31 protein-coding genes are annotated in these 24,768 nt (G+C 68.7%); 12 read left to right on the forward strand and 19 right to left on the reverse strand.

The features are described from left to right. Window positions 1–122 precede the first annotated feature (122 nt). The 6 genes from Q0632_RS02680 to Q0632_RS02705 form a co-directional block, all read right to left on the reverse strand. Window positions 123–929, reverse strand: a complete 807-nt coding sequence (locus Q0632_RS02680) for a hypothetical protein (RefSeq protein WP_298924066.1) — start codon at window positions 927–929, stop codon at window positions 123–125. A 22-nt stretch (window positions 930–951) separates the two neighbouring features. Beyond that, window positions 952–1,185: a hypothetical protein gene (locus Q0632_RS02685; RefSeq protein WP_298924068.1), complete on the reverse strand. Its 234-nt coding sequence runs from the start codon at window positions 1,183–1,185 to the stop codon at window positions 952–954. A 159-nt stretch (window positions 1,186–1,344) separates the two neighbouring features. Further along, a complete protein-coding gene (locus Q0632_RS02690) occupies window positions 1,345–1,533 on the reverse strand; it encodes a hypothetical protein (protein ID WP_298924070.1) in 189 nt (62 codons plus the stop codon). A gap of 110 nt (window positions 1,534–1,643) precedes the next feature. Continuing rightward, window positions 1,644–2,795: a class I SAM-dependent methyltransferase gene (locus tag Q0632_RS02695; RefSeq protein WP_298924072.1), complete on the reverse strand. Its 1,152-nt coding sequence runs from the start codon at window positions 2,793–2,795 to the stop codon at window positions 1,644–1,646. Continuing rightward, the gene (locus Q0632_RS02700) at window positions 2,792–3,709 is read right to left on the reverse strand and encodes a DUF808 domain-containing protein (RefSeq protein ID WP_298924074.1); all 918 of its coding nucleotides are present in this window, start codon (window positions 3,707–3,709) and stop codon (window positions 2,792–2,794) included. The genes Q0632_RS02695 and Q0632_RS02700 overlap by 4 nt, the downstream gene beginning before the upstream one ends. A 5-nt stretch (window positions 3,710–3,714) precedes the next feature. Next, entirely contained in the window at window positions 3,715–4,230 is a 516-nt protein-coding gene (locus Q0632_RS02705) for a GNAT family N-acetyltransferase (RefSeq protein WP_298924076.1), read from the reverse strand. A 200-nt stretch (window positions 4,231–4,430) separates the two neighbouring features. On the opposite strand from Q0632_RS02705, the gene Q0632_RS02710 reads away from it, so the two are divergent. Genes Q0632_RS02710 through Q0632_RS02720 form a run of 3 tightly spaced genes read left to right on the forward strand, consistent with a single transcriptional unit; the run spans window position 4,431 to window position 6,812 of the window. Continuing rightward, window positions 4,431–5,060: a c-type cytochrome gene (locus Q0632_RS02710; protein WP_298924424.1), complete on the forward strand. Its 630-nt coding sequence runs from the start codon at window positions 4,431–4,433 to the stop codon at window positions 5,058–5,060. Next, on the forward strand, window positions 5,057–6,328 hold the full coding sequence (locus Q0632_RS02715) for a cytochrome c (RefSeq protein ID WP_298924078.1): 1,272 nt from the start codon (window positions 5,057–5,059) through the stop codon (window positions 6,326–6,328). Before Q0632_RS02710 ends, Q0632_RS02715 begins: the two co-directional genes overlap by 4 nt. A gap of 7 nt (window positions 6,329–6,335) precedes the next feature. Beyond that, window positions 6,336–6,812, forward strand: a complete 477-nt coding sequence (locus tag Q0632_RS02720) for a tyrosine-protein phosphatase (protein WP_298924080.1) — start codon at window positions 6,336–6,338, stop codon at window positions 6,810–6,812. Here Q0632_RS02720 and atpE read toward each other — a convergent pair. The 7 genes from atpE to Q0632_RS02755 all read right to left on the reverse strand — a co-directional run bounded on the left by atpE (window position 6,809) and on the right by Q0632_RS02755 (window position 12,909). Next, window positions 6,809–7,048, reverse strand: coding sequence for a F0F1 ATP synthase subunit C (gene atpE / locus Q0632_RS02725; protein WP_298924082.1), 240 nt, complete (start codon window positions 7,046–7,048; stop codon window positions 6,809–6,811). The genes Q0632_RS02720 and atpE overlap by 4 nt on opposite strands. 123 nt (window positions 7,049–7,171) lie before the next feature. After that, window positions 7,172–8,425 (reverse strand): MFS transporter, encoded by a 1,254-nt coding sequence (locus Q0632_RS02730; RefSeq protein WP_298924084.1) that lies wholly within the window; start codon window positions 8,423–8,425, stop codon window positions 7,172–7,174. Then, window positions 8,422–8,889 carry a 2-amino-4-hydroxy-6-hydroxymethyldihydropteridine diphosphokinase gene (gene folK, locus Q0632_RS02735; RefSeq protein ID WP_298924086.1) on the reverse strand — a complete coding sequence of 156 codons (468 nt, stop codon included), beginning with the start codon at window positions 8,887–8,889 and terminating at the stop codon, window positions 8,422–8,424. Before folK ends, Q0632_RS02730 begins: the two co-directional genes overlap by 4 nt. A 9-nt stretch (window positions 8,890–8,898) precedes the next feature. Further along, window positions 8,899–10,476, reverse strand: a complete 1,578-nt coding sequence (gene pcnB, locus Q0632_RS02740; protein WP_298924088.1) for a polynucleotide adenylyltransferase PcnB — start codon at window positions 10,474–10,476, stop codon at window positions 8,899–8,901. Next, window positions 10,473–11,165, reverse strand: a complete 693-nt coding sequence (locus Q0632_RS02745; protein ID WP_298924091.1) for an HAD family phosphatase — start codon at window positions 11,163–11,165, stop codon at window positions 10,473–10,475. Before Q0632_RS02745 ends, pcnB begins: the two co-directional genes overlap by 4 nt. Continuing rightward, window positions 11,162–11,836 (reverse strand): DnaA regulatory inactivator Hda, encoded by a 675-nt coding sequence (hda, locus tag Q0632_RS02750; RefSeq protein WP_298924093.1) that lies wholly within the window; start codon window positions 11,834–11,836, stop codon window positions 11,162–11,164. Before hda ends, Q0632_RS02745 begins: the two co-directional genes overlap by 4 nt. A gap of 5 nt (window positions 11,837–11,841) precedes the next feature. Next, window positions 11,842–12,909, reverse strand: a complete 1,068-nt coding sequence (locus tag Q0632_RS02755; protein ID WP_298924094.1) for an AI-2E family transporter — start codon at window positions 12,907–12,909, stop codon at window positions 11,842–11,844. Between the two features lie 186 nt (window positions 12,910–13,095). Here Q0632_RS02755 and Q0632_RS02760 point away from each other — a divergent pair, with 186 nt between their 5' ends. After that, complete coding sequence (locus Q0632_RS02760) at window positions 13,096–13,959, forward strand: ParA family protein (RefSeq protein ID WP_298924095.1); 864 nt, start codon at window positions 13,096–13,098, stop codon at window positions 13,957–13,959. A gap of 27 nt (window positions 13,960–13,986) precedes the next feature. On the opposite strand, the gene Q0632_RS02765 is transcribed toward Q0632_RS02760, so the two are convergent. Both Q0632_RS02765 and murJ read right to left on the reverse strand, forming a co-directional pair. Next, window positions 13,987–14,838, reverse strand: a complete 852-nt coding sequence (locus Q0632_RS02765) for a tetratricopeptide repeat protein (RefSeq protein ID WP_298924097.1) — start codon at window positions 14,836–14,838, stop codon at window positions 13,987–13,989. A gap of 55 nt (window positions 14,839–14,893) precedes the next feature. Further along, a complete protein-coding gene (gene murJ / locus Q0632_RS02770) occupies window positions 14,894–16,459 on the reverse strand; it encodes a murein biosynthesis integral membrane protein MurJ (protein ID WP_298924099.1) in 1,566 nt (521 codons plus the stop codon). Window positions 16,460–16,530: 71 nt separating this feature from the next. Here murJ and rpsT point away from each other — a divergent pair, with 71 nt between their 5' ends. Beyond that, the gene (gene rpsT / locus Q0632_RS02775; protein WP_298924101.1) at window positions 16,531–16,833 is read left to right on the forward strand and encodes a 30S ribosomal protein S20; all 303 of its coding nucleotides are present in this window, start codon (window positions 16,531–16,533) and stop codon (window positions 16,831–16,833) included. A 125-nt stretch (window positions 16,834–16,958) separates the two neighbouring features. Here rpsT and Q0632_RS02780 read toward each other — a convergent pair whose 3' ends face one another. Continuing rightward, on the reverse strand, window positions 16,959–17,276 hold the full coding sequence (locus Q0632_RS02780; protein ID WP_298924426.1) for a DUF3579 domain-containing protein: 318 nt from the start codon (window positions 17,274–17,276) through the stop codon (window positions 16,959–16,961). 220 nt (window positions 17,277–17,496) lie between these two features. Here Q0632_RS02780 and Q0632_RS02785 point away from each other — a divergent pair, with 220 nt between their 5' ends. Then, the gene (locus Q0632_RS02785) at window positions 17,497–18,687 is read left to right on the forward strand and encodes an aspartate aminotransferase family protein (protein WP_298924103.1); all 1,191 of its coding nucleotides are present in this window, start codon (window positions 17,497–17,499) and stop codon (window positions 18,685–18,687) included. A gap of 2 nt (window positions 18,688–18,689) precedes the next feature. Beyond that, window positions 18,690–19,616 carry an ornithine carbamoyltransferase gene (gene argF / locus Q0632_RS02790; protein WP_298924105.1) on the forward strand — a complete coding sequence of 309 codons (927 nt, stop codon included), beginning with the start codon at window positions 18,690–18,692 and terminating at the stop codon, window positions 19,614–19,616. Here argF and Q0632_RS02795 read toward each other — a convergent pair whose 3' ends face one another. After that, window positions 19,617–19,982, reverse strand: coding sequence for a hypothetical protein (locus tag Q0632_RS02795; protein ID WP_298924107.1), 366 nt, complete (start codon window positions 19,980–19,982; stop codon window positions 19,617–19,619). Window positions 19,983–20,067: 85 nt separating this feature from the next. On the opposite strand from Q0632_RS02795, the gene Q0632_RS02800 reads away from it, so the two are divergent. From Q0632_RS02800 to kynA, 4 genes are all read left to right on the forward strand, one after another. Continuing rightward, the gene (locus tag Q0632_RS02800; protein WP_298924109.1) at window positions 20,068–20,397 is read left to right on the forward strand and encodes a YkgJ family cysteine cluster protein; all 330 of its coding nucleotides are present in this window, start codon (window positions 20,068–20,070) and stop codon (window positions 20,395–20,397) included. A 73-nt stretch (window positions 20,398–20,470) separates the two neighbouring features. Continuing rightward, on the forward strand, window positions 20,471–21,097 hold the full coding sequence (kynB, locus tag Q0632_RS02805; protein WP_298924111.1) for an arylformamidase: 627 nt from the start codon (window positions 20,471–20,473) through the stop codon (window positions 21,095–21,097). Continuing rightward, window positions 21,094–22,353 carry a kynureninase gene (kynU, locus tag Q0632_RS02810; RefSeq protein WP_298924113.1) on the forward strand — a complete coding sequence of 420 codons (1,260 nt, stop codon included), beginning with the start codon at window positions 21,094–21,096 and terminating at the stop codon, window positions 22,351–22,353. The genes kynB and kynU overlap by 4 nt, the downstream gene beginning before the upstream one ends. Window positions 22,354–22,355: 2 nt before the next feature. Next, the gene (gene kynA / locus Q0632_RS02815) at window positions 22,356–23,201 is read left to right on the forward strand and encodes a tryptophan 2,3-dioxygenase (RefSeq protein WP_298924115.1); all 846 of its coding nucleotides are present in this window, start codon (window positions 22,356–22,358) and stop codon (window positions 23,199–23,201) included. An 81-nt stretch (window positions 23,202–23,282) separates the two neighbouring features. Here kynA and Q0632_RS02820 read toward each other — a convergent pair whose 3' ends face one another. Further along, window positions 23,283–23,711 carry a Cd(II)/Pb(II)-responsive transcriptional regulator gene (locus Q0632_RS02820; protein ID WP_298924117.1) on the reverse strand — a complete coding sequence of 143 codons (429 nt, stop codon included), beginning with the start codon at window positions 23,709–23,711 and terminating at the stop codon, window positions 23,283–23,285. 74 nt (window positions 23,712–23,785) lie between these two features. Here Q0632_RS02820 and Q0632_RS02825 point away from each other — a divergent pair, with 74 nt between their 5' ends. Next, the gene (locus Q0632_RS02825; RefSeq protein WP_298924119.1) at window positions 23,786–24,430 is read left to right on the forward strand and encodes a cation transporter; all 645 of its coding nucleotides are present in this window, start codon (window positions 23,786–23,788) and stop codon (window positions 24,428–24,430) included. 19 nt (window positions 24,431–24,449) lie between these two features. Here the strand turns inward: Q0632_RS02825 and Q0632_RS02830 are convergent, their stop codons facing one another. Further along, window positions 24,450–24,713, reverse strand: coding sequence for a hypothetical protein (locus Q0632_RS02830; RefSeq protein WP_298924120.1), 264 nt, complete (start codon window positions 24,711–24,713; stop codon window positions 24,450–24,452). Window positions 24,714–24,768 lie beyond the last annotated feature (55 nt).

Consider the following 24,768-nt stretch of genomic DNA (forward strand, 5'->3'; position numbering starts at 1 on the left):
GCCCGTGCCGGCAAGGCACGAAAAAAGCCGGGCTGGAGAGCCCGGCTCAGCTTGGGGACATGCTAGCGCAGGGAGTTACCGCAGCAGACGATTTGTAACGGTAACAAGCGCGCCGTGGGGTTTTAGCGCTGGGCGACCTGCTGTGTGACCGGTGGGTTGTAAGAGCCGAACAGGGCGGCCGCAGTCTGGGTTTCCGGCAGCACGTAGATGATGGCGCCGCCACCACCGCGCACGGTGGGGCTGAGAACCTTTTCATAGAACGCCACCGGCAGGTTGATGCAGCCGTAGGAGATGCGGTTGTCATCGGCCGTGGCCGAGGCCAGGCGCTCCAGCCGCCGCTCGGCCTTGACCAGGGGGCGCACGCGGTGCATGGACACCGCAGCGTTGTAATCGACCCAGACGATGTCCTCGTTGTGCGTGTTCACGCCGGCCTCGGCGACAAAGCGGCCGGCCGGTGTGGTGCGCATGTCGGGCGTGACCTGGGACAGGGGCAGATCGCCGATGCCCGGCACGGTATGGTCGCCATGGGCCAAGCCCAGTAGCGCGGGCGTCGCGCCCTTGAGTTCGCCCTGCGGGCTGAACAGGTAGACCTTGGCCTGGCGCTTGTCGACGATGACAACGGACTTGCCGGCGTTGTCGCCGCTGTACAGGGCCCAGTTGGCCACCTGGCGCGCGTCATCCGAAGCCGGTTCCCGGCCGAAGTCGGCCAGGATTTTGGGAGGGGGCGGCACTGTCGGTGGCAGTGCCTGCGAAGGGGCCGGCGCGGTGGCGACGGCGGGGGATGGGGGAGCGGGCTGCTTCGAGAAGTAGCCCAGCCGCCACGGCAGGACGATGGCGAGCACCACGGCCCCCAGCAGCACGCCCTTGAGGAGTGCGTTGAGGAAATCGGAACGCTCTTCGCGCCCGCTGGTCTGTGGTGTGTCGCTCATGCCATGGTCCTGCGCTGCGGATTTAGTTGCGGTCCACCTGCGCGCTCAGGGTGGTGTCGCTGGACGGCGTGGTGGTCGTGTCGACGGCCGGTGCCGCGCCCATGGTGGAAGCGCTGCTGTCCACCGTGGTGCTGCTGCCCACGGCTACGCCTGCCGGGGCGGTGTCGGTGGCGGCGGTCTGGGCGATCGCCAGGCCACCGATGGCCATGGCCGCGGCGGCGGTCAGCGTGGTGAGGGTTTTCTTGGTTGCGTTCATGTTTCACTCCTTGGTGTGCAAGCCACTAGGGCTTCAGGTTGGAAGAACCACCGGCAGCGTTGCCGGCTGGTTTCAACCTTAGGGTGGCGACTGGCGAGCTGGAGTGGGGAGATGACGGACCAGCCTGTAGGACCAGCCCTGTCACGAAATGCACGGGGCTCAGGCATTGAGCGCGTGTGCGCTCTGGCCCTCCTGGCCCCAGCGTTCGATCTGCAGCGCGGGATGGGCGCATTCGCAGCCCAGCATGGCTTCGTCGTTGTCCTGGTCCAGCCAGCGCGAGGCGGCATCGACGGCCGAGGCGGCCAGGGCTGGGGCGAAAGAGGCGTTGGGCTCGGACGGGGTGGGCATGGGACCTCCGGATGGCAGGGCTGTGAAAGTCCAACCATGGTCGCGGGCGCCACCGCTCAGCTGTATCCGCCGCCGTCCCTTCCTGCCGTAGGCGCGGGCCTACGGTCCCTTCATGCGGCGGCCAGTCGCCACAGCGAGGTGCGTTCGCGCGTGCGGGCAGCGGCCAGCGGATCGCCGGGATCAGAGGCCTTGGGATGGCGCGGCCGGATGTCGCTGCGGCCCAGCACTTTCAGCCCCGCGCCAGCGATCAGAGCCGCCAGCTCGCCGGGCGCGCGCAGGCCCAGGTGCTCGGCCAGGTCGGACAGGATGAGCCAGCCTTCGCCGCCGGGCGCCAGGTGGGCGGCCAGGCCTTGCAGGAAGCCGCGCAGCATGCGGCTGTCCTCGTCGTAGACCGCGTGTTCGATGGGCGAGCTCGGGCGCGCCGGCAACCAGGGCGGATTGCAGACCACCAGCGGCGCCTGGCCGGTCGGGAACAGGTCGGCCTGCAGCACCTCGACCTTGTCCTGGAGGCCCAGGCGCTGCAGGTTCTCGCGCGCGCAGGCCAGGGCACGCGGGTCCTGGTCGGTGGCGACCGTGCGGCGCACGCCGCGCCGCGCCAGCACGGCGGCGATGACGCCGGTGCCGGTGCCGATGTCGAAGGCCAGTTCGGTCGAGGGCAGCGGCGCTTTGGCGATCAGGTCCAGGTACTCGCCGCGCACCGGCGAGAACACGCCATAGTGCGCGTGGATGCGATTGGCCGGCGCTGTGCCCAGCGCAGCGATCTCCACGCCTTTCTTGCGCCATTCATGGGCGCCCACCAGGCCCAGCAGTTCGCGCAGCGAGGCCACGCAGGGCTGGCCATCGGCCGGCCCCCAGCCTTCGCTGCAGGCCTGGCGCAGGTCGGGCGCGCGCCGCAAGGCGATGCCGTAGTCGCCCTCCAGTTCGACCAGCACCATCGCCAGCACACGGGCGCGCTGGCCCTGGGCCTGGCGGTGCAGGTGGAAAGCCTGGTCGGGCGCGGGGGCCTGGACCGGCGCGGCTTTGCGCGGTTTGCGCTCAGCGCGGCGGGCCAGCGCCTGCAGCAGCTGGCGCGCGTTGTGGAAGTCGCCGCGCCAGAGCAGGGCCGTGCCTTCGCAGGCCAGCTTGTAGGCAGTGTCGGCATTGAGGGTGTCGTCGGCCAGTTGCACGCGCCTGGGCGGCGCCAGGCCAGCCTCGGAGCGCCAGCGCACGCTGCGCTCCAGGCCCTGCTCCTGCCAGTGCAGCAGAGGCTGCGCGTCGCTCACGCTGTGGCCCGACGGCCGAAGGCGCGCTGCACCAGCAGCACGGCGCCCAGCACCAGCGCGCCGGCGACCAGGCCGATCAGCGCGTCGGCCACCAGCGAGGCCGGCACGCCCAGGACACCGGGCAGTGCGCTGGTGAAGTGCTCGACCGCATGGTGCAGCGGCGCGAAGCCGTGGCCCAGGATGGAGCCGCCGACCAGGAACATGGCGGCCGTGCCGGCCACCGACAGGCCGCGCATCAGCCAGGGCGCGGCGCGCACGATGAAGACGCCGGTGGCGCGCGCGGCCGCCGAGCCACGGCGGGCCAGGTACAGGCCCAGGTCGTCAAGCTTGACGATGGCGCCGACCAGGCCGTACACGCCCACGGTCATCAGGATGGCAATGCCCACCAGCACCGCGACCTGCTCGGTCAGGGGCTTGTCGGCAACCGTGCCCAGGGTGATCACGATGATCTCGGCCGACAGGATGAAGTCGGTGCGCACGGCACCCTTGACCTTGTCTTTTTCCAGTGCCACCACATCAACCACCGGGTTGTCCAGCGCCTGGGCCAGGGCCGCGTCGTGGGTGTCGTCTTCGGCCTTGCTGTGCAGAAACCTGTGGGCCAGCTTCTCGACCCCTTCGTAGCAGAGGAAGGCGCCGCCCACCATCAGCAGCGGCGTCACTGCCCAGGGCGCGATGGCGCTGATGGCCAGCGCCGCCGGCACCAGGATGGCCTTGTTGACGAAGGAGCCCTTGGCCACCGCCCAGACCACCGGCAGCTCGCGCTCGGCGCGCACACCCGAAACCTGCTGGGCATTGAGCGCCAGGTCGTCACCCAGCACGCCAGCGGTCTTCTTGGCCGCCACCTTGGTCATCACCGAGACATCGTCCAGCAGCGTGGCGATGTCGTCGAGCAGGGCGAAGAAGCTGGAGGCCATGCGCGTCAGTCGAGCTTGCGCTTGAGACGGATTTCCTCGATCTTGACGCCGCCGATGGCCGAGGTCTTGGCGGTGGTGAGCTCGCGCTTGAAGCCGGCCAGCTCGGCGAACCGCAGGGCGCGCTCGTTGCGCAGCGGGACCCACATGGTCACTTCGGTGCAGCCCTCTTCGATCAGCTCTTCGCGGGCGGCGTCCCACAGGGCCAGGCCGGCGCCCTGGTCCCAGTGCGCCTGCAGCACGTACAGCGCCCAGATCTCGCCCGTGGTGGGCTTGGACTTGGGATCGCGTGAACGGTCGAAGCCGACAAAACCGACGATCTGCGCGCCCTGGACCACCACGTGGACCTGGGGGTCGCCGAACTCGATGGCCTCACGCCAGAGGGTTTTGCGCTTGTCCATCGGCATGGCGACCGGCTGCTCGGGCAGCACGGCGCTGTAGATGGCCTGGGACGAGGAGGCGTGGATTTCGGCGACTTGGGCTGCGTCGGCGATGGCAGCGGGGCGGACCTGGTAACTGGACATGGGAATCGTTCAATAGAAGGCGCTGATGATAAAGCGCCGGGCCCGCCCTCCCTTGCACGCAGCTGTAGGACGCCTGCGCAAATGGACGCCGTGGGCAGTGCATGATGGCGGGCGTGAAGTTTCTCATCCCGTTTTTTCTCGCCGCCGCCACCCTGGGCGCGGCTGCCGCGACACCCGGTTTCGCCCCCTTCGAAGACAGCATGGCCCAACGCGCCCTCGCCTGCACGGCCTGCCACGGCCGCGAGGGCCGGGCCGGCCCCGACGGCTTCTACCCGCGCCTGGCCGGCAAGCCGGCCGGCTACCTGTACAACCAGCTTTTGAACTTTCGCGACGGCCGGCGCCACTACGGCCTGATGACGGCCCTGCTGGACCCGCTGTCCGATGCCTATCTGCAGGAAATGGCGCAGTACTTCGCCGGCCTGGACCTGCCCTATCCGCCGCCGGCGGCCAGCAAGGCGTCGCCAGCGCAGCTGCAGCGCGGCCAGCAGATCGCCCAGCACGGCGACCCGGCGCGCAAGATCCCGGCCTGCGTGCAATGCCACGGCCAGGCGCTGACCGGCGTGCAGCCCAACACGCCCGGCCTGCTGGGCCTGCCACGCGACTATCTCAACGCCCAGCTGGGCGCCTGGACCACCGGGCAGCGCCGCGCCCACGCGCCCGACTGCATGGCGGTGATCGCGCGCCAGCTGGCGCCCGAGGATCTGAGCGCCGTCTCGGCCTGGCTGGCGGCCCAGCCGCTGCCGGACGACAGCAAGCCGGCGGCCCGCCTCGCGCAGCCACCGCAGATCGCCTGCGGCAGCGCCGTGCTGCCCGCCGGGAGGCAGCCATGAAGCGCGCCCTGCTCACCGTGCTGGCCACCCTGGCAGCGGGCGCCGCCTGGATCGCCTGGCTCAACCTGCGCGGCGAGGGCCGCATCGACGACGCACCGCCGCCCGCGCCCACCGCCCAGAGCGTGGCGCGCGGCGCCTACCTGGCACGCGCCGGCAACTGCATGGCCTGCCACACCGAGCGAGGCGGCCCCCTGTATGCCGGCGGCCGCGGCCTGGAGACGCCGTTTGGCACCGTCTATGCGGGCAATCTCACGCCCGATGCCCGCACCGGCATCGGCAGCTGGTCGGCCGACCATTTCTGGCGCGCCCTGCACCATGGCCGCTCCAAGGATGGGCGCCTGCTCTACCCGGTCTTCCCCTATCCCAACTACACCCAGGTCACGCGTGCCGATTCGGACGCGCTGTTCGACTACCTGCGCAGCCTGGCGCCGGTGGAGCGCGCCAACCGTGAACACCAGTTGCGCTGGCCTTACAGCACCCAGGCCGCGCTGGGCGTGTGGCGCGCCCTGTACTTCAAGCCCGGCGTGCACGAGCACGAGGCCGGCAAGAGCGCTGACTGGAACCGCGGCGCCTACCTGGTGCGCGGCCTGGGCCATTGCTCGGCCTGCCACACGGCGCGCAACGCCCTGGGCGCCAACAGCGACACCATGGACCTGTCCGGTGGGCTGATTCCCATGCAGAACTGGTACGCGCCCTCGCTGGCCTCGCCCAGCGAAGCCGGCGTGGCCAGCTGGGAGACGGCCCACATCGCCCAGTTGCTGCGCACCGGCGTGGCGCCCGGCGGCGCCGTGCTGGGCCCGATGGCCGAGGTGGTTCTCAACAGCACCCAGCACATGAGCGCGTCCGACCTGACGGCGATGGCGGTCTTCCTCAAAGCCTTGCCGCAAACCCCCGCCCCGCCGCCCCAGGCCACGCCCGCCGTGGCGCCGGTGCTGGCGCAGCGCGGCGCCCGTCTCTACGGCGAGCACTGCGCGCAATGCCATGGCGAGCAAGGCCAGGGCGTGGCCCATGCCTACCCGCCGCTGGCGGGCAACCGCGCCGTCACCATGGACTCCACCGCCAACCTGGTGCAGGTGCTGCTGGCCGGCGGCTTCGCCCCGGCCACCGAGGGCAACCCGCGGCCCTTCGGCATGCCGCCCTATGCCACGGTGCTCAGCGACGCCGAGGTCGCTGCCGTGCTGACCCACATCCGCAGTGCCTGGGGCAACCGCGCCGCGCCGGTCAGCGAATTCGATGTCACGCAGCAGCGCGGCTCCATCCGTCCCTGAGCCAAGCATGACTTTTCGCGACGTCATCCTGCCCGCCAATGTGCCCGGCCGCCTGCTGCTGGACGCAATGCCGGGGCGGCTCGAGCCCTGGCCGGCTTTCGAAGCGCAGGCCGCCCGCGCCAAACTGGCCCTGGTTGTGTGCCTGACGCCGCGCAGCGAGATGACCGAGCTCTCGCCGGCCTACAACGCCGCCGTGTCCGAGGGCCGCGTGCCCTTTCGCTGGCTGCACCTGCCGACGCGCAACTACGGTGTGCCCGAAGACGGCGCGGGTTTCCGGCGCGACGTGGCGCAGATCGCCGCCGCCTTGCGGCGCGGTGACGCCGTGCTGCTGCACTGCGCCGCCGGCATCGGCCGCACCGGCACCGCCGCGGCCTGCGTGCTCAAGGCCCTGGGCCTGCCGGCCGACGAGGCCCTGCAATGGGTGCGCGATGCGGGCTCGAACCCGCAGAACGCGCTGCAATCCGGCCTGGTCGACTGGTTCTAGCCAAAGGGATTGGCGAAGACGAACATCATCGCCACGCCCACGCCGATCAGGAAGTTGGCGTCGATCAGGCCGGCCAGCAGGAACATCTTGGTCTGCAGTGGTTCCATCATTTCGGGCTGGCGCACAGCGCCATCAATGAACCGTCCCCCCATGACGCCGATGCCCAGGCAGGCGCCGATGGCGCCCATGCCGATGATCAGTCCGCAGGCAATGGCAATCAATCCCGTGTCAGTCATGTGAACCTCCGTTGTGAATGGCTCCATGGTCTGCAAACGGCGTCATGCGGGCAATGACGTGGGGGGTAATGAACGGACCTGGCGCTACACAATCGATAGCACCCCAAGGCCTTTTTTCGCGGCCTAGAGGACTTTTTCTTCCTCAACCGGCAGTGCAGGAGGCGGCAGCATGCGGTCGCGGCCGGCCAGCGAGGGAAAGAGCCTGAACCAGGCCGCGGCGACCACGATGGTGCCGATGCCGCCCACCACGACGGCGACGCGCGGGCCCCACCACTGGGCGGTGGCGCCGGACTCGAACTCGCCCAGCTGGTTGCTGCCGCCGATGAAGATGGAGTTGACCGCGGCGACGCGGCCACGCATCGCGTCGGGTGTCTCCAGCTGCACCAGGGTCTGGCGCACCACCACGCTGACCATGTCGGCGGCGCCCGAGACGGCCAGCGCCACCAGCGACAGCCAGAACCAGGGCGACAGACCGAAGACGATGGTGGCGACGCCGAACACCGCGACGGCGGCCAGCAGCTTGTGGCCGACGCGGCGCTCCATCGGCCAGCGCGTGAGCGCCACCGACATGGCCAGCGCACCCACCGCCGGTGCCGAGCGCAGCAGGCCCAGGCCCCAGGCGCCCACATGCAGGATGTCGCGCGCAAAGATCGGCAGCAAGGCGACGGCGCCGCCCAGCAGCACGGCAAAGAGATCGAGCGAGACCGCGCCCAGCAAGGCCTTGCGCTGCCAGATGAAGCGCACGCCGGCCAGCAGCACCCGCATCGACGCGGGCTCGTGCGGTGGCGGTGCGTGGGCGATGCGCAGGCCCAGCATCAGGGCGAAGGCCACGCAAAACAGCGTGGCGCAGACCGCGTAGACCGCCTCCGTGCCGCCGACGAAGAGCAGGCCGCCCAGGGCCGGGCCGGCGATGACGGCGGCCTGCAGGCCAGCCGAACCGAAGGCCGTGGCGCGCGCCAGCAGGAGGCGGGGCACGAGCAGGGGCAGCAGCGCCTGCTGCGCCGGCATCTGGAAGGCCCGCACCGCACCGAGCAGGACGGACATGGCCAGCAGCAGTTCGCGGTTGGCCCAGCCCCGCCAGGTGGCGGCACCCAGCACCACCACCACACCGGTGGAAAGGGCGATGCAGGCCGCCGTGATGCGCGCGCGCGGAAGGCGGTCGGCCAGGTGGCCGCCGGGCAGAGTCAGTACCAGGGCCGGCGCGAACTGCAGCAGTCCCACCAGGCCCAGGTCCCAGGCGCTGCCGGTCAGCTCGTACATCTGCCAGCCAATGGCCACCATCAGCATCTGGCTGCCCATGACGCTGGCGATGCGGGCAAGCCAGAAGCGCATGAAGCCGCGCTGGCGCAGCAGGTCGGCAAAGCCCAGCGTGCTCACGCGATGCGCCGGACGCGTTGCTCGGCCACGGCCTGCAATTGTTGGGGCGTCACCAAGTCCGGCGCGATCTCGGCCAGGGGTTGCAGCACAAAGGCCCGCTCGCCCATGCGCGGATGGGGGACGGTGAGCACGGCATCGGCGATGCGCTCGCCGCCGAACAGCAGGATGTCCAGGTCCAGGGTGCGCGGCGCATTGCGGTAGGGCCGCTGCCGGCCCGCCGCCTGCTCGATGCCTTGCAGGGCCTGCAGCAGTGCGTGCGGCGCCAATGTGGTGGCCACTGCGGCCACCGCGTTCACGTAGTCGGGACCGCTGGAATCGACCGGCGCGCTGCCATACAGCGACGAGCATGCGGCAAGGCGGCAGCCCGGCAAGGCGGCCAGGGCGTCAATGGCCTGGCGCACTGCCTGCTGCGCATCGCCCAGGTTGGCGCCGACGCCGACATAGGCCAGCACGGGCTCACCCATGGCGCGCGGCTACTGACCGTCCGTGTCGCCTGCCGGCTGGCTGCCGCCGCCTTCGCCCGTGGGCTTGCGGCGGCGCCGGCGGCGCTTGCGCGGCGCTTCACCGCCAGGCCCGGCCTCCTGGCCTTCACCAGCGTCGGCGCCGTCGTCCTCGCCGGCGGGCGGCAGCACACCGTCGGCTGCCACGCGGTCGGCCGGCGGCTTGGGCACGCGCACCCGGCGCTGGCCCTTGCCCTGCTCGTCGCGGGCCTGCGCCAGCAGGTCCTCGCGGCCGGCATCGCTGGCCAGGCTGAACTCCTGCCACCAGTCGGCCAGCACCACGTCGACTTCGCCGACATCGGCGCGCAGGCGCATGAAGTCGAAGGCGGCACGAAAACGCGGCTGCTCGACCAGGCTGTGGGGCGTGTTGCCAGTGCGCTTTTCGAAGCGCGGCTGCATCATCCAGGTCTCGCGCATGTCGGCCGCCAGCTTGCCGCGGCCCGAGACGTCGCCGATGCGCGCGTTGAAGACGTCGTCGATGGCATCTTGCAGCGCCGGAAAGGGATGCTGCTTCTTGTTCAGGCGCTCGGCCCAGCCGTCGCGCACGTCGGACCACAGCACGCAGGCCAGCAGGAAGCTGGGCGCCACCGGCTTGCCTTCGCCGACACGCCGGTCGGTGTCCTGCAACGCGGCCTTGACGAAGGGCTCATCGGCGCGCTCGACCACCACATCCAGCAACGGGTAGATGCCGCGCGCCAGGCCCAGCGTCTTGAGCTGCTCGATGGTCGCCAGCGAGTGGCCCGTCTGCAGCAGCTTGAGCATCTCGTCGAACAGCCGGCTTTGCGGCACGTCGGCCAGCAGGCCCAGGCTGGGCAGCAAGGCCGTGCCGGTCTTGCCATCGAGCTTGAAACCCAGAGGATTGAGCTTGGCCGAGAAGCGCACGGCGCGGATGATGCGCACCGGGTCTTCGCGGTAGCGCGTGGCCGGGTCGCCGATCATGCGCAGCAGCTTCTTCTTGGCGTCCTGGATGCCTCCGTGGTAGTCCACCACGATCTGCGTCTCCGGGTCGTAGTACATGGCGTTGACGGTGAAGTCGCGCCGCGTCGCGTCTTCCTCCTGCGGGCCCCAGACGTTGTCGCGCAACACCCGGCCGGTGGAGTCCACCGCGTGCTTCATGCCAGCGAGCTCGCTCTTGCTGGTCTTCTCGTTGCCCGCCACCTGCTCGGCGGCGGCGTTGTCCATGTAGGCGCGGTAGGTCGAGACCTCGATCACCTCATGCTCGCGGCCGCGGCCATAGACCACGTGGACGATGCGAAAACGGCGGCCGATGATGAAGGCGCGGCGAAACAACCCCTTGACCTGCTCGGGCGTGGCATTGGTGGCAACGTCGAAGTCCTTGGGGCGCAGGCCCAGCAGCAGGTCGCGCACCGCGCCACCCACGATGTAGGCCTCGAAGCCGGCGCCCTTGAGGGTGTGCACCACGTTCAGGGCCCGGTCGTCCACCAGGGCCGGGTTGATGCCGTGCTCGGCCGGGCCGATTTCCTGGCGCTTGCCGAATTTGGGCTTCTTGGCGCCGCTGCCAAGCAGCTTGTCGATGAATTTCTTGATCATGCTTTTGTGTCAAACAGGTCCAGTATGCGCCAGCCGCGTTCCTGCGCGATGGCGCGCAGGCGCTCGTCGGGGTTGGTGGCGACCGGGTGGTCGGCCTTCTCCAGCAAGGCCAGGTCGTTGATGGAATCGGAATAAAAGGTGGTGGCCACGCCGTCCCAGGACAGGCCGCGCGCGGCCAGCCACTGCTCCATGCGCAGCACCTTGCCCTCGCGCGCCGAGGGAGTGCCGGCGATCTCGCCGGTGATCCAGCCGTCCGCGCCTTTGGCGAGCTCGACGGCAATCAGCTCGTCCACGCCGAAGGCCCGGGCGATCGGCCGGGTGACGAAATCGTTGGTGGCGGTGACGATCAGCACCTGGTCGCCGGCCTGCTGATGGCTGCGCACCAGGGCCAGCGCCTCCTCGCGCAGGGCCGGGGCGATCACCTCGCGCATGAAGCGCTCGTGCGCCTGCGCCGCGACCTGCGCGCCGCGCAGGCGCACGGCCTCGGTCGCGAAGCGCACATAGTCGTGGATGTCCAGCGTGCCGGCCTTGTAATGCGCGTAGAACGCGTCGTTTTTCTCCTTGAACCGCACCGGGTCGGTCCAGCCGATGTCCTGGGTGAACACGCCCCAGGCGTAGTCGGAATCGATGGGCAACAGGGTGTGGTCCAGGTCGAACAGGGCCAGTCTGGGTTTGTCTTTCTCTCTCACTCGTTCTCCAGCATGGACTTGATCAGGGGGATGGTGATGGCGCGCTTGGTCTGCAGGGCGTACCCGTCCAGCCCGTCGAGCAGCTCCATCAGGTTCCCCAGGTCGCGCGAGAAGCGCGTGAGCATGAAGTCCATCACGTCGTCGCCCAGGAAGATGCCGCGCGCGTCGGCCTCCTGGCGCAGCACGGCACGCCGCTCGGGTTCGCTCAGCACGTGCAGCTGGAACACATGGCCCCAGCCCAGCCGGGTGCGCAGGTCCTCGCGCAGCTGGAGGTCGGCCGGCGGCAGCAGGCCGGCCGCCAGCACGCCGCGCTGCAGGGTCTGGGCATTGATGAACCAGTTGAAGGCCGCGTGCTGCTGCACGGCGGTGTACAGGTGGACGTCGTCGAGCAGGACCACGGCCCAGTTGTCGTTGAACTCGGGCGGCTCCAGCACGGAGGCATCCAGCCAGCCGACGCTGGCGCCCTGCTCGCGCAGCGCACCCTGCACCGCCTTGAGCAAATGGGTCTTGCCGCTGCCGCCCGCGCCCCACAGGTAGGTCGGCACGGGCGAGCGGGTCGGGTTGCCGGCCCACAACTGCAGGTGCTTGAGCGCGGCCTCGTTAGGGCCGGCGCAGAAATTGGCCAGGCTGGGGCCGCGGGCCAGGCCGATGTCCAGGACGATCTGTTTCATGGGCTTTACTGGTACAGCTTGCTGGCCATGTAGCCGGCGCGCGCGCGCCGGATCGCCACCAGCAGCACGGCGCTGGCCGGCAGCGCGATCAGCACACCGACAAAACCAAACAACTGGCCAAAGGCCAGCAGGGCGAAGATCACCGCCAGCGGATGCAGGCCGATGCGCTCGCCCACCACGCGCGGCGTGATGAACAGGCTCTCGATGGTCTGGCCGATGCCGTAGACCACGGCCACCATCACCAGGCCTTTGATGGAGGCAAATTGAAGCAGGCCGGCCAGCGTGGCCAGCACGAGGCCGACGCCAAAGCCCAGGTAGGGCACGAACATCGCCAGACCGGTGAACAAGCCGATCGGCAGGGCCAGGTCCAGGCCGAACAGCGCCAGGCCGATGGCATAGAAGGCGGCCATGGTCAGCATCACCAGCAGCTGGCCGCGCAGGTACTGGCCCAGCACCTGGTCGGATTCCCCGGTGAAGGACTCCACCGCCGCCCGGTTGCGCAGCGGCACCAGCTCCAGCAGCTGGGCGACCAGGCGGTCCCAGTCCAGCAGCAGGTAGAACAATGCCACCGGGATCAGCACGGCATAGCCGATGACGGTCAGCACAACGCCGCCGCCCAGCCTGAGCGAGGGCAGCAGCGAGGACAACGCATCTTCGTAGTTGGCATTGAGGTACTTGATCACCTGGGCGCGCAGGCTGCCCAGGTCGAGCGAAACATGGATGCCGAACTGCGCCAGCCAAGGCGACAGGCTGGCATCGAGCTTGTCGAACAGCAGGGGCAGCTGGACCTTGATCAGCGGCACCTCCTTGGCCAGGATGGGCACGACCAGCAGCAGCAGGCAGGCCAGGGCCAGGATGAAGAGCAGTTCGACCAGGACCACCGCCGCCACGCGCGGCATGCGGCCGCGGCCCAGGCCATCGAGCCAGTCCACCACCGGCGTGAGCGCATAGGCCAGCACGGCAGCGACGACGAAGGGGGTGAGCACCGGGCCGAGCGCCTGCAGCGCCAGCACCGCCAGCAACGCGATCAGCGTCCAGGCCGCAGCGCGTTTCTGGGTGTTGGTGAATTGCATGGAAAAGGGCGTGGCCCCGGGACAGGAGAACAGGGCAAATTCTATCGGGCCGCCCGCAGCCCGCCGACGGTCCCGTCCGGGCGTTGCATTGCTACAAAAATTCTAGCAACAGGGGCAAGGTGGGACTGGACTTGCCGGGGGTTTTGTTCCAGACTGTATCTCCCGCGTCATTTCTGGAGCGTCTCCATGCCCGTGATCGCAGTCGTCAACCGCAAGGGCGGTAGCGGCAAAAGCACTCTCGCCGCCCACCTGGCCGTCTGGTGCGCGCGGCAAGGGCATTCGGTGATGCTGGGCGACGTCGACCGCCAGCAGTCCAGCCGGGCCTGGCTGCGCCGGCGCGATCCCGCCCTGCCCCACGTGGCGCCCTGGGCCATGGACCAGAAGAACGTGCTGCGCGTGCCCAGCGGCATCACGCACGTGGTGCTGGACACACCCGGCGGCCTGCACGGCTTCGAACTGGCGCGGGTCGTCATGTTCGCCGACGCCATCCTCATGCCGGTGTGCCACTCGGTGTTCGACCGTGAATCGGCCGCCGCCTGCCACGCCGAGCTGATGGCCCTGCCGCGCGTGGCCAGCGGCCGCTGCCGGCTGGCCACGGTGGGCATGCGCATCGACGGCCGCACCCGCGCCGGCGAGGTGCTGCGCACCTGGTCCGAAGAGCTGGGCATGCCCTTCCTGGGCGTGCTGCGCGAGACCCAGCTCTATGTGCGCAGTCTGGAAAAAGGCTTGACCGTGTTCGACCTGGCACCCAGCCTGGTGACGGCCGACCTGGCCCAGTGGGACCCCATCCTGCAATGGTTGCGGCCGCTGCTGACTGCCCCGGTGGCGGCCAACGACCCTTCGCCCTCGCAGCCGCAGGCCGCGGCACGGGTGGGCAGCTCCCGGCCCAGCAGCCTGAAACCGGCGCAGGACACCTTGATCCACGGTTCGCGCCTGTCGGTGCTGACGGGCGCCCGGCCCTTGAACCCGGCGCCGCCGGTGGCCCGGCCGCCCTCGCTGCCCCGCGCGGTGGCCGACGGCGCCCAGATCCCCCAATTCCTCAAACGCTGAAGACCGCGGCCGCAGCGCGCTGCCCCGTCAATTTTTTTCGTGGCGCAGCTGGGCCACGCGGTCGGCGATCACGTCGATGTCCAGCGCGTCCTGCGCATGGACCAGGTAGGTCTCCAGGTCGACCACGGCCCGGGCCGTGTGGCCCTGTTCCGCATGGGCCAGGCCGCGGTCACGGTACTCGGCCCAGGCCTCGGGCAGCAGGATGACCAGCCTGTCCTGCACCGCGATCAGCCGCTGCCAGTCTTCCTGCGAGCGGTGGATTTCCTTGAGGTTGCGCAGCATGCGCGCAAGAATGTCGCGCGGCGGCGCGGCCTGCAGGTACAGGCCCAGCGGCACCTCGAATTCACCGGTCAGGCCGCTGCGCCGCTTGTAGGGCTCGATCCGCTCGGACAGCTCCTCACGCGACAGCGACTGGCCGCTGAAGGGATCGATCACCACCTGGCCCTTGGGCAGGTTGACCTTGACCATGAAGTGGCCCGGAAAGCACACGCCGCGCGCATGCAGGCCCAGGCCCTGGGCCAGCTCGATCCATAGCACGGCCAGCGAGATCTGGATGCCGCGGCGGGTGCGCAGCACGGCGTTGAGATAGCTGTTGTCCGGATCGGTGTAGTCGTTGACGTTGCCGCCGAAAGACAGGTCGCGGAAGAAGAACTGGTTGAGCGCGCGCAGCCGCTGCAAAGGCGCGGCGTCGGGCGGGAAGCGGCGCTTCAGGCGCGCCAGCAGCTGGTCGACATCGCCCAGCACCTGCTGCACGTCCAGGTCGGGGTATTCATCCTGGGCCAGGCTGGCCGCCGCTTCCAGCAGCGGGAACTGGTCGTCGCTGTGCACCAGGGAACTGAAGTACTCCAGGGGCGTGGGGACCGTGAAGTTCAACAGCATGCTGGTTTTGTAATGGACCGGCCCGCGGGCGTCAAGCGCCGCGCCATCACCGTGGTCAACGGCGCACGAGCTGGCGCAGCTTCAGGCCGGCGGCCCACAGCGCAGTGAAATAGATGGCGCCCGAGCCGGCCAGCAGCAAGGCCATCAGGCCGGCCCGCTTGAAGCCTTCGGCGCGCAGGGCCAGCCAGGGAAAGCTGGCGGCGGCCCACATCAGGAACACCGCGAGCAGTGCCGTCGCGGCCAGCACCTGCAGGCCGAACCGCGCCCAGCCGGGCTCCGGCTTGTAGCTGCCGTTGCGCAGCAGGCCCACCAGCAGCCAGGTGGCGTTGATCACGGCGCCCAGGCTGATCGCCAGCGCCAGGCCGGCGTGGCGCAGCAGGGGCACGAGCGCGATGTTGAGCAGCTGCGTGATCACCAGCACCGCGATGGCGATGCGCACCGGCGTGCGAATGTCCTGGCTGGCGTAGTAGCCAGGGGCCAGGATCTTGATCGCCACGATGCCCACCAGGCCCACGCCATAGCCGGCCATGGCGATGGCCACCTGGCCGACGTCGCCGTCGGTGAAGGCGCCGTAGTGGTACAGGGTGGCGACCAGCGGCTGGGCGAACACCAGCAGGGCCGCCGAGGTCGGCACCGCCAGCAGCACCACCAGGCGCAGGCCCCAGTCGATCATTCCCGAGTAGCGGGCGGCGTCGCCCGCGGCCTTGGCCGCCGCCAGTTGCGGCATCAGAACCACGCCCAGCGCCACGCCCAGCAAGGCCGTGGGGAACTCCATCAGGCGCTCCGCATAGCCCAGCCAGGTCACGCTGCCGGGCGCCATGTGCGAGGCGATCTGGGTGTTGATGACGGCCGAGACCGAGGCCACGCTAACGCCCAGCAGGGCCGGGCCCATCAGGCGCGCGATGTGGCGTGTGCCCGGGTCCTTCCAGGCGGTGTGCAGGCTGGACCAGGCCAGGCCGATGCGTGGCAGCAGGCCAAGCCGGCGCAACGCCGGGACCTGCACCCCCAGCTGCAGCAGGCCGCCGAGCATCACCCCGCCGGCCATGGCATAGATGGGTTGGATGCCCTTGGAAGCCAACCAGGGCGCGCCCCAGACCGCGGCGGCGATCATCGCCAGGTTGAGCAGCACCGGCGTGGCGGCCGGCACGGCAAAGCGCTTCCAGGTGTTGAGGATGCCGGCCGACAAGGCCACCATGGACATGAAGCCGATGTAGGGGAACATCCAGCGCGTCATCACCACGGCGGCCTCGAAGCCCTCGCCTTGCTGGCGCATTCCGCTGGCCATTGCCCAGACCAGGACCGGCGCCGCGATCACCCCGGCTGCGCAGGTGGCCAGCAGGGTCCAGGCCAGCACCGTGGCCACATGGTTGACCAGCTGGTGGGTTGCTTGCTCGCCGTCGCGCTCCCGGCTGTGGGCCAGGGCCGGCACGAAAGCCTGGCTGAATGCCCCCTCGCCAAACAGCCTGCGAAAGAGATTAGGAATACGAAAGGCTACATTAAAAGCGTCAGTCAGCGCGCTGGCGCCGAAAGTAGAGGCCATCAGCAGCTCGCGCACCAAACCGGTGACACGGGAGGCCAGCGTCAACAGCGAAACAGTGGAGGCGGCTTTGAACAGGCTCACCGTGACGAGTGTAGCTGGCTTATAATCGTGGGCTTTGCTGGCAACATCCTCAGACACAAGGAACACATACCATGGCATCCGCTAAACCCAAGAAAAAGAACCCGCGCCTGGCATCAGGCCGCAAGCGCGTCCGCCAGGACGCCAAACTCAACGCCGCGAACACCTCGCTGCGCTCCAAGTACCGCACCGCGGTGAAGAACGTCGAGAAGGCCGTCATCGCTGGTGACAAGGTCAAGGCGACCGAACTCTTCGCCAAGGCACAAAGCATCGTCGACACCGTCGCCGACAAGCAGATCTTCCACAAGAACAAGGCCGCTCGCGACAAGAGCCGCCTGGCCGCCAAGGTGAAAGCCCTGGCAACCGCCGCCGCCTGAGGCCTCCCTCCAGGTAACCAGCCCGGGCTCCGGCCCGCCGTTTGAAAACGGGTGCGCTGCCAGCAAAGCAAAAAAGCAAGAAACCGCCTTCGGGCGGTTTTTTCGTTTCCGGAGGGGGAAAAGCCTCAGCCCTTGGGGACGTCGGGCAGCAGGCAGGCCTCGGCCACCTGCAGATCGTTGTCACGGGCGAAGTTCAGGACGAAGTCCCAGGCCATGGGCTCGTGGTCGCGCAGGTCGCGGTGGACGATCACGCATTTGACGCCGCCGATCACGGTCGGCACGCACCAGGGCGAATAGCTCAGGTGGCTGCCCGGTTGGGCGCCGCCGGGGCGAAACGAGCTCATGACCCCGGCCAGCCGCTCGGCCCAGTCACTGGGCCGAAAGGTCTTGCCGTCGCGGGTCAGTCCCTGGATGAAGACTTCTTTGGCGCTGCTGGAAACCATCGGGTGGAGGGCGGTTGAAAGGGCTGCGCGCATGGAGGATCACTCCGATGCTGCAGCGCACAAGTATTGTATCTTATATAAGACTTGAAGATTTCAGCCTGCACTAGGAGGGCGCATCGCTGTGATGCGCAATTGTCAAACATAGGACGCATGCCCTGTGCCTAAAATCGCACCTCAACGGCTCAACTTTCGTTGAGCCTTCGTTTTTCTGGAGAGATCAATGGCTTTCATCGAGGCGGCTTCCCCCCACACCATGAACACCTATGGGCGCCTGCCGATCGCCCTGTCGCATGGCCAGGGGGTGCGCGTCTGGGATGTCAACGGCAAGGAATACCTGGACGCGCTGGCCGGCATCGCCGTCAACACCCTGGGCCACAACCATCCCAAACTGGTGCCGGCCCTGCAGGACCAGATCGCCAAGATCATCCACAGCTGCAACTACTACCACGTGCCCAACCAGGAAAAACTGGCGGCCAAGCTGGTGGAGCTGTCGGGCCTGACCAATGCCTTCTTCTGCTGCACCGGCCTGGAGGCCAACGAGGCCGCCATCAAGCTGGCGCGCAAGTTCGGCCACGACAAGGGCATCGAGCGGCCGCAGATCGTGGTCTACGAGAACGCCTTCCACGGCCGCAGCATCGCCACCCTGTCGGCCACCGGCAACGAGAAGGTGCAAAAGGGCTTCGGCCCCCTGGTCGAGGGCTTTATCCGCGTGCCCATGAACGACATCGCGGCGCTCAAGGCCGCCACCGAGGGCAACAAGGACGTGGTCGCGGTGTTCTTCGAGACCATCCAGGGCGAAGGCGGCATCAACCAGATGCGCATCGACTACCTGCAGGAAGTGCGGGCCCTTTGCGACAACCGCGACTGGCTGCTGATGATCGACGAGGTGCAGTGCGGCATGGGCCGCACCGGCAAGTGGTTCGCCCACCAGTGGGCCGGCATCAAGCCGGACGTGATGCCCCTGGCCAAGGGCCTGGGCTCGGGCGTGCCCATCGGCGCGGTGGTGGCCGGCCCCAAGGCCGCCAACATCTTCCAGCCGGGCAACCACGGCACAACCTTCGGCGGCAACCCGCTGGCCATGCGTGCCGGCGTCGAAACCATCCGCATCATGGAAGAGGACGGCCTGCTGGAGAACGCCGCCCGCGTCGGCACCCACCTCAAGGGCGCGCTGGCGCGCGAGCTGGGCGGCCTCAAGGGCGTCAAGGAGATCCGTGGCCAGGGCCTGATGATCGGCATGGAGCTGGACCGCCCCTGCGGCGTGTTGACCACGCAGGCGGCCGAGGCCGGCCTGCTGATCAGCGTGACGGCCGACAACGTGGTGCGCTTGCTGCCGCCGCTGATCATGACCGAGGCCCAGGCCGACGAGTTGGTCGCCATCCTGGCGCCGCTGGTCAAGAACTTCCTGCAGTGACCATGGCCACACCGATCAAGCACTACCTGCAGTTCAGCGACCTGACGGCCGGCGAGTACGCCTGGCTGTTCGAGCGCGCCGCCGCCATCAAGAAGAAGTTCAAGGCCTACGAGAAGTACCACCCGCTGGCCGACCGCACGCTGGCCATGATCTTCGAGAAGGCCTCGACCCGCACCCGCGTGAGCTTCGAGGCCGGCATGTACCAGTTGGGCGGCAGCGTGGTCCACCTGACCACGGGCGACAGCCAGCTGGGCCGGGCCGAGCCCATCGAGGACAGCGCCAAGGTGATCAGCCGCATGGTCGACCTGGTGATGATCCGCACCTTCGGCCAGGACAAGATCGCGCGCTTTGCCGAGCACTCGCGCGTGCCGGTGATCAACGGCCTGACCAACGAGTTCCATCCCTGCCAGATCCTGGCCGACATCTTCACCTACATCGAGCACCGCGGTTCGATCCAGGGCAAGGTCGTGGCCTGGGTCGGCGACGGCAACAACATGGCCAACACCTGGCTGCAGGCGGCCGAGCTGCTGGGCTTCACCGTGCACCTGAGCACGCCCAGCGGCTACGAGGTGGACCAAGCCATCGCCGGCATCCGCAGCACCGACAGCTACAAGGTCTTCAAGGACCCGATGGACGCCTGCCGCGGCGCCGACCTGGTGACCACCGACGTCTGGACCAGCATGGGCTACGAGGCCGAGAACGAGGCGCGCAAGAAGGCTTTCGCCGACTGGTGCGTGGACACCGACATGATGCGCGTGGCCAAGCCCGACGCCCTGTTCATGCACTGCCTGCCGGCCCACCGCGGCGAGGAGGTCGAGGCCGATGTCATCGACGGCCCGCAGTCGGTGGTCTGGGACGAGGCAGAGAACCGCATGCACGCCCAGAAGGCGCTGATGGAGTACCTGCTGCTGGGCAAGGTGGCTGGCTGATCAGGCCGCGCTGCTGCCGTTGGCAAAGGGCAGGCCACCGCGCCCGGCCAGCCGGCCCAGCCTGACCAGCCGGCTCTCCACCGCGAAGCGGGTGCGGCCCATCTCGCGCGCCAGGCGCGTGAGGTCGGCATCGGCGCTGAAGGCCTGGCCCAGCTGCCTGTCTTCCTCCTCGCTCCAGGGCTTGCCGGCATTGGGCGGCTGCTCGCGCCGCGGCTTTTTGGCGGCCAGGGCCTGCGACACCGCGAACAGCGCCCGAATCACCGGCGGGGCGTTGTAAGGGCTGTCTTCGGGCATCACCTCGCCGGTGACGGGGTGCACCCCCTGGGCCAGGGTGTCGATAATCTCGCGCGCACTTTGCAGTTCCATGTTGGATCCTCCTGTGGTTGAGAAATGACCTGTATTTTCATACAGACTAACGCCAACGCGCCAGGCCTGGCGCGGGTTGACAGCCATGTCTGAACCCCATCCCTGCCTGGCCTGCGGTGCCTGCTGCGCCAGCTTCAGTGTCGACTTCTCGGTCCATGAGCGCGACGACATGGGCGGCCCGGTGCCGGCCGGCCTGACGGTGGAGGTCACTGACCACATCTGCCGCATGCGCGGCACCGACCACCTGCCCATGCGCTGCGCCGCGCTGACCGGCACGGTGGGCGTGCAAGCGGCCTGCGGCATCTACGAATGGCGGCCCAACCCCTGCCGCGAGCTGGAACCGGGCAGCGACGCCTGCCAGCGGGCGCGTGCCCGCCATGGCCTGGCGCCACTGGGCGATGGCCTGATCCTTTAAGCCTCAACAATTTTTTGAAGCCTGTTGGCATTAACCGACACCACGCGGATTTTGCGCAGCGCACACTTTCGCCATGCAACGCATCTGGGACATTTCTCCGCCGGTGCAGGCCGGAGCGCCGGTCTTCCCCGGCGACACCCCCTACCAGCAGCAATGGGCCGCGCAGATCGCGCCCGGCTGCCCGGTCAACGTCAGCACCCTCACCCTGTCGCCCCATGTGGGCGCGCATGCCGACGCGCCCCTGCACTACGACCCGCAAGGCCATGCCGTGGGCATGCTGGACCTCACACCCTACCTCGGGCCCTGCCGCGTCATCCACGCCATCGGCATCGGCCCGCTGGTCCAATGGCAGCACATCGCCCACGCCGTGCAGGACCTGCCGCCGCGCGTGCTGGTGCGCACTTACGAACGTGCGCCGGTGGACCGCTGGGATCCGCAACTCGCGGCCTATGCGCCGGAGACGGTGGAGAAGCTGGCCGCCCTGGGTGTGCGCCTGATCGGCATCGACACCGCCAGCATCGACCCGGCCGACAGCAAGAGCCTGGACAGCCACCAGGTGATCCGCCGCCTGGACCTGCGGGTGCTGGAGAACCTGGTGCTCGACGACGTGCCCGAGGGCGACTACGAACTGATCGCCCTGCCCCTAAAACTGGTGACGGCCGATGCCTCGCCCGTTCGCGCCATCCTGAGAGAACTATGACGACGACCTTGCAAGACTGCCGCGCGCTCGACGCGCAAGATCCGCTGCGCGCGCTGCGCGAGCAATTCGTGCTGCCCGAGGGGGTGATCTACCTCGATGGCAATTCCCTGGGCGTGCTGCCCAGGACCGCCGCTGCCCGTGTGGCACAGGCCGTCACCGCCGAATGGGGCGAAGGCCTGATCCGCTCCTGGAACAGCGCCGGCTGGTACAGCATGCCGCAGCGCCTGGGCGACAAGATAGGCCAGTTGGTGGGCGCGCAGGCCGGCGAAGTGGTCGCCACCGACAGCACCTCCATCAATCTTTTCAAGGTGCTCAGCGCTGCCCTGTCCATCGCCCGCGCCGACGCGCCGCAGCGCCGAGTCATCGTCAGCGAGCGCAGCAACTTCCCCACCGACCTGTACATCGCCGAGGCGCTGTGCAAGGAGCGCGGCCTCACGCTGCAACTGGTCGAGCCCGAGGGCATCGCCGCCGCGCTGACGCAAGACGTTGCCGTGCTGATGCTGACCCACGTCAACTACCGCACCGGTGCCATGCACGACATGGCGGCCGTGACCCAGGCCGCGCATGCGGCCGGCGTGCTCACCGTCTGGGACCTGGCGCACAGCGCCGGCGCCGTGCCGGTGGATCTCAATGGCGCGCAGGCCGACTTCGCCATCGGCTGCGGCTACAAGTACCTCAATGGCGGGCCCGGCGCGCCGGCCTTCGTCTGGGCCCATCCGCGCCACGCCGACCGCTTCTGGCAGCCGCTGGCGGGCTGGTGGAGCCACGCCGCGCCCTTTGAATTCACGCCCGGCTACACGCCCGCGCCAGGCATCTCGCGCTACCTGTGCGGCACGCAACCCATCCTGTCCATGACCGCGCTGGAGTGCGGGCTGGACGCCATGCTGGCGGCGCAGCCGTTGGGCGGCATGCAAGCCCTGCGCAAGAAGTCGCTGGCGCTCACTGACCTGTTCATCGCCCTGGTCGAGGAGCGCTGCGCCGGCCACGGCCTGGCGCTGGTGACACCGCGCGAGCACGCACAACGCGGCTCCCAAGTTTGTCTGTCGCGCAGCGAGGGCGCCTACGCCATCGTGCAAGCCCTGATCGCTCGCGGCGTGATCGGCGACTTCCGAGCGCCAGACATCCTTCGCTTCGGCTTCACGCCTTTGTACGTCGGCTTTGAAGAAGTCTGGCACGCGGTCGAGCATCTCAAGCAGGTGATGGAGTCGGGTGAATGGCAGCGCCCCGAGTTCAACCAGAAGCACGCGGTGACCTGAGCATGGAAGCGAAAAAACCCGAAGACATCGTCCACGCCGAGAAGGCGAAGCTGGATTTCAGCGCCTCCATGAGCTATGGCGACTACCTGCAGCTGGACGCCATCCTGGGCGCGCAAAAGCCGCTCTCGCCTGACCACAACGAGATGCTGTTCATCGTCCAGCACCAGACCAGCGAGCTGTGGATGAAGCTGATGCTGCACGAGCTGCGCGCCGCCATCGCCAAGGTGGCGGCCGACGAATTGGGCGCCGCCTTCAAGATGCTGGCGCGCGTGAGCAAGATCATGGAGCAGCTGGTCCACGCCTGGGACGTGCTGGCCACCATGACGCCGCCCGAGTACAGCGCCATCCGGCCCTATCTTTCGAGCTCCAGCGGTTTTCAGAGCGCGCAGTACCGCTGCATCGAGTTCGCCCTGGGCAACAAGAACGCCGCCATGCTCAAGCCGCACGCGCACCGGCCCGACCTGCTGGCCCAGGTGCAGGCCGCCTACGAAGCGCCTTCGCTGTACGACGAGGCACTGCGACTGCTGGCGCGGCGCGGCATCGCCCTGCCTGCAGCGGCCTTGCAGCGTGACTGGACCCAGCCCTATGTGGCCAGCGATGAAGTCATGCAGGCCTGGCTCACGGTGTACCGCGACACGCAAAAGCACTGGGACCTGTACCAGCTGGGCGAGGAACTGACCGACCTGGAAGACGCCTTCCGCCTCTGGCGCTTCCGCCATGTGACGACGGTGGAGCGCGTCATCGGCTTCAAGCGCGGCACCGGCGGTACCGGTGGCGTGAGCTACCTGCGCAAGATGCTGGACGTGGTGCTGTTCCCCGAGATCTGGACGCTGCGCACCGAGCTTTGAAGCCAGGAACGCTATTGATTCGATAGCATCCTAGGGCCATCGGACGGGGTTTACAGATCGATTCCATAGAGAAAACCGGGCTCAACCTGGCCGATGGCAAGCGCAAGCCTCGCCCTGCGCCGCCGCCACCAGTTCTTCCAGGATGCCGCAGCCATGGGCCGCGTGGTCGGCATCGCAGCTGGCCTGCAGCGCCGTCAACTGCTGCTCCAGGGCCAGCAGGCTTTGCAGGCGGGCCCGCACGCGTGTCAATTGCTCGCCCACCAGGGCATCGACTTGCGCGCAGTGCTGGGGCGGGCTGGCCAGCGCGCCGAGCAGGCGCTTCACATCGGCCAGCGGCATGTCGAGCGCGCGGCAATGGCGGATGAAGGCCAGTTGCTCCAGCTGCGCACGCTCGTAACTGCGGTAGCCATTGGCTTGGCGCGCCGGTGCGGCCAGCAGGCCGGCCTTCTCGTAGTAGCGGATGGTCTCGATGTCGACGCCGGTGGCACCGGCCAGCTCGCTGATTTTCATGCTGTCATGCTAGCGGCTTGACTCTGGAGCCGCTCCAGGGTTTTTAATTCCTGCATCCCAACAAGAGGAATGCCATGTCCGCCCACTGCTGCCACGACGACCACGCCCACGGCCCCAGCCCCGGCGCGCCCATTCCGCCGGGCTACCGCCGCGCGCTGTGGATCGCCCTGGTGGTCAATGCCGCCATGTTCGCCATCGAGATTGGCGCCGGCCTGCGGGCGGGCTCGGTGTCGCTGCTGGCCGATGCCATCGACTTTTTCGGCGACGCCGGCAACTACGCCCTGTCCTTGTTCGTGCTGAGCATGGGCCTGGCCTGGCGCGCGCGCGCGGCCCTGGTCAAGGCGGCCAGCATGCTGGCCTTCGGTGTCTTCGTGCTGGGGCGTTCGCTCTGGGGCGCATTGCAAGGCGTGCCGCCCGAGGCCCTGACCATGGGTCTGGTGGGCACGCTGGCGCTGGCGGCCAATGTGGGCGTGGCCCTGCTGCTCTATGCCTACCGCGACGGCGACGCCAATATGCGCAGCGTCTGGCTGTGCACGCGCAACGACGCCATCGGAAACCTTGCGGTGATGCTGGCGGCCCTGGGCGTGCTGGGCACGGGCAGCGCCTGGCCCGACCTGGCCGTGGCCGTGGTGATGGGCGCGCTGGCCATCAGCGGTGGCTGGTCAGTGCTGCGGCAGGCGCGCGGCGAGCTCGCGCAGCCCGCCCACCACAGCCACTGAAGGCGTTCAGCGCAGAGGCTTAGCGCAAAAAGAGCTTGCTGAAGATGACGCCGACGCCAAAGGCGGCGAGCACCGAGGTCAGGGGGTGGGCCTTGACGTGCTCGCGGCACATGTCGCCGTATTCCTGCTGGTACTGCATGACCTTCTCGCTGCCGGTGCCGATGCTCTGCTCGAGCTTGTCGACGGCCTCGTGGGCCTTCTGGGCCACGCGGTGCACCTTGCCGTCGCCATTGAGGCCGGCGCCGTTGGCGGATGAGAGGGTTTGGATTGTTTCGCTGTTCATGGTGCTTCCTCTTGGGCTGGTCGAAAAATCGCCGGCGGCTGCCGGCGGGGACAGC

The organism is uncultured Ramlibacter sp., assembly GCF_936925435.1.
Taxonomy (GTDB): domain Bacteria; phylum Pseudomonadota; class Gammaproteobacteria; order Burkholderiales; family Burkholderiaceae_C; genus Ramlibacter.

Bases quoted from the DNA above. Each gene is read 5' to 3' on its own strand.
- Q0632_RS02680 (WP_298924066.1), bottom strand. From the start codon at position 929: ATGAGCGACACACCACAGACCAGCGGGCGCGAAGAGCGTTCCGATTTC.
- rpsT (WP_298924101.1), top strand. From the start codon at position 16,531: ATGGCATCCGCTAAACCCAAGAAAAAGAACCCGCGCCTGGCATCAGGC.
- Q0632_RS02700 (WP_298924074.1), bottom strand. From the start codon at position 3,709: ATGGCCTCCAGCTTCTTCGCCCTGCTCGACGACATCGCCACGCTGCTG.
- Q0632_RS02755 (WP_298924094.1), bottom strand. From the start codon at position 12,909: ATGCAATTCACCAACACCCAGAAACGCGCTGCGGCCTGGACGCTGATC.
- Q0632_RS02780 (WP_298924426.1), bottom strand. From the start codon at position 17,276: ATGGTTTCCAGCAGCGCCAAAGAAGTCTTCATCCAGGGACTGACCCGC.
- Q0632_RS02720 (WP_298924080.1), top strand. From the start codon at position 6,336: ATGACTTTTCGCGACGTCATCCTGCCCGCCAATGTGCCCGGCCGCCTG.
- kynA (WP_298924115.1), top strand. From the start codon at position 22,356: ATGGAAGCGAAAAAACCCGAAGACATCGTCCACGCCGAGAAGGCGAAG.
- Q0632_RS02690 (WP_298924070.1), bottom strand. From the start codon at position 1,533: ATGCCCACCCCGTCCGAGCCCAACGCCTCTTTCGCCCCAGCCCTGGCC.
- Q0632_RS02760 (WP_298924095.1), top strand. From the start codon at position 13,096: ATGCCCGTGATCGCAGTCGTCAACCGCAAGGGCGGTAGCGGCAAAAGC.
- Q0632_RS02820 (WP_298924117.1), bottom strand. From the start codon at position 23,711: ATGAAAATCAGCGAGCTGGCCGGTGCCACCGGCGTCGACATCGAGACC.
- Q0632_RS02715 (WP_298924078.1), top strand. From the start codon at position 5,057: ATGAAGCGCGCCCTGCTCACCGTGCTGGCCACCCTGGCAGCGGGCGCC.
- kynU (WP_298924113.1), top strand. From the start codon at position 21,094: ATGACGACGACCTTGCAAGACTGCCGCGCGCTCGACGCGCAAGATCCG.
- Q0632_RS02685 (WP_298924068.1), bottom strand. From the start codon at position 1,185: ATGAACGCAACCAAGAAAACCCTCACCACGCTGACCGCCGCCGCGGCC.
- Q0632_RS02830 (WP_298924120.1), bottom strand. From the start codon at position 24,713: ATGAACAGCGAAACAATCCAAACCCTCTCATCCGCCAACGGCGCCGGC.
- kynB (WP_298924111.1), top strand. From the start codon at position 20,471: ATGCAACGCATCTGGGACATTTCTCCGCCGGTGCAGGCCGGAGCGCCG.
- Q0632_RS02705 (WP_298924076.1), bottom strand. From the start codon at position 4,230: ATGTCCAGTTACCAGGTCCGCCCCGCTGCCATCGCCGACGCAGCCCAA.
- folK (WP_298924086.1), bottom strand. From the start codon at position 8,889: ATGGGTGAGCCCGTGCTGGCCTATGTCGGCGTCGGCGCCAACCTGGGC.
- Q0632_RS02710 (WP_298924424.1), top strand. From the start codon at position 4,431: ATGGCCCAACGCGCCCTCGCCTGCACGGCCTGCCACGGCCGCGAGGGC.
- hda (WP_298924093.1), bottom strand. From the start codon at position 11,836: ATGAAACAGATCGTCCTGGACATCGGCCTGGCCCGCGGCCCCAGCCTG.
- Q0632_RS02765 (WP_298924097.1), bottom strand. From the start codon at position 14,838: ATGCTGTTGAACTTCACGGTCCCCACGCCCCTGGAGTACTTCAGTTCC.
- Q0632_RS02795 (WP_298924107.1), bottom strand. From the start codon at position 19,982: ATGGAACTGCAAAGTGCGCGCGAGATTATCGACACCCTGGCCCAGGGG.
- pcnB (WP_298924088.1), bottom strand. From the start codon at position 10,476: ATGATCAAGAAATTCATCGACAAGCTGCTTGGCAGCGGCGCCAAGAAG.
- atpE (WP_298924082.1), bottom strand. From the start codon at position 7,048: ATGACTGACACGGGATTGATTGCCATTGCCTGCGGACTGATCATCGGC.
- Q0632_RS02825 (WP_298924119.1), top strand. From the start codon at position 23,786: ATGTCCGCCCACTGCTGCCACGACGACCACGCCCACGGCCCCAGCCCC.
- Q0632_RS02785 (WP_298924103.1), top strand. From the start codon at position 17,497: ATGGCTTTCATCGAGGCGGCTTCCCCCCACACCATGAACACCTATGGG.
- Q0632_RS02800 (WP_298924109.1), top strand. From the start codon at position 20,068: ATGTCTGAACCCCATCCCTGCCTGGCCTGCGGTGCCTGCTGCGCCAGC.
- argF (WP_298924105.1), top strand. From the start codon at position 18,690: ATGGCCACACCGATCAAGCACTACCTGCAGTTCAGCGACCTGACGGCC.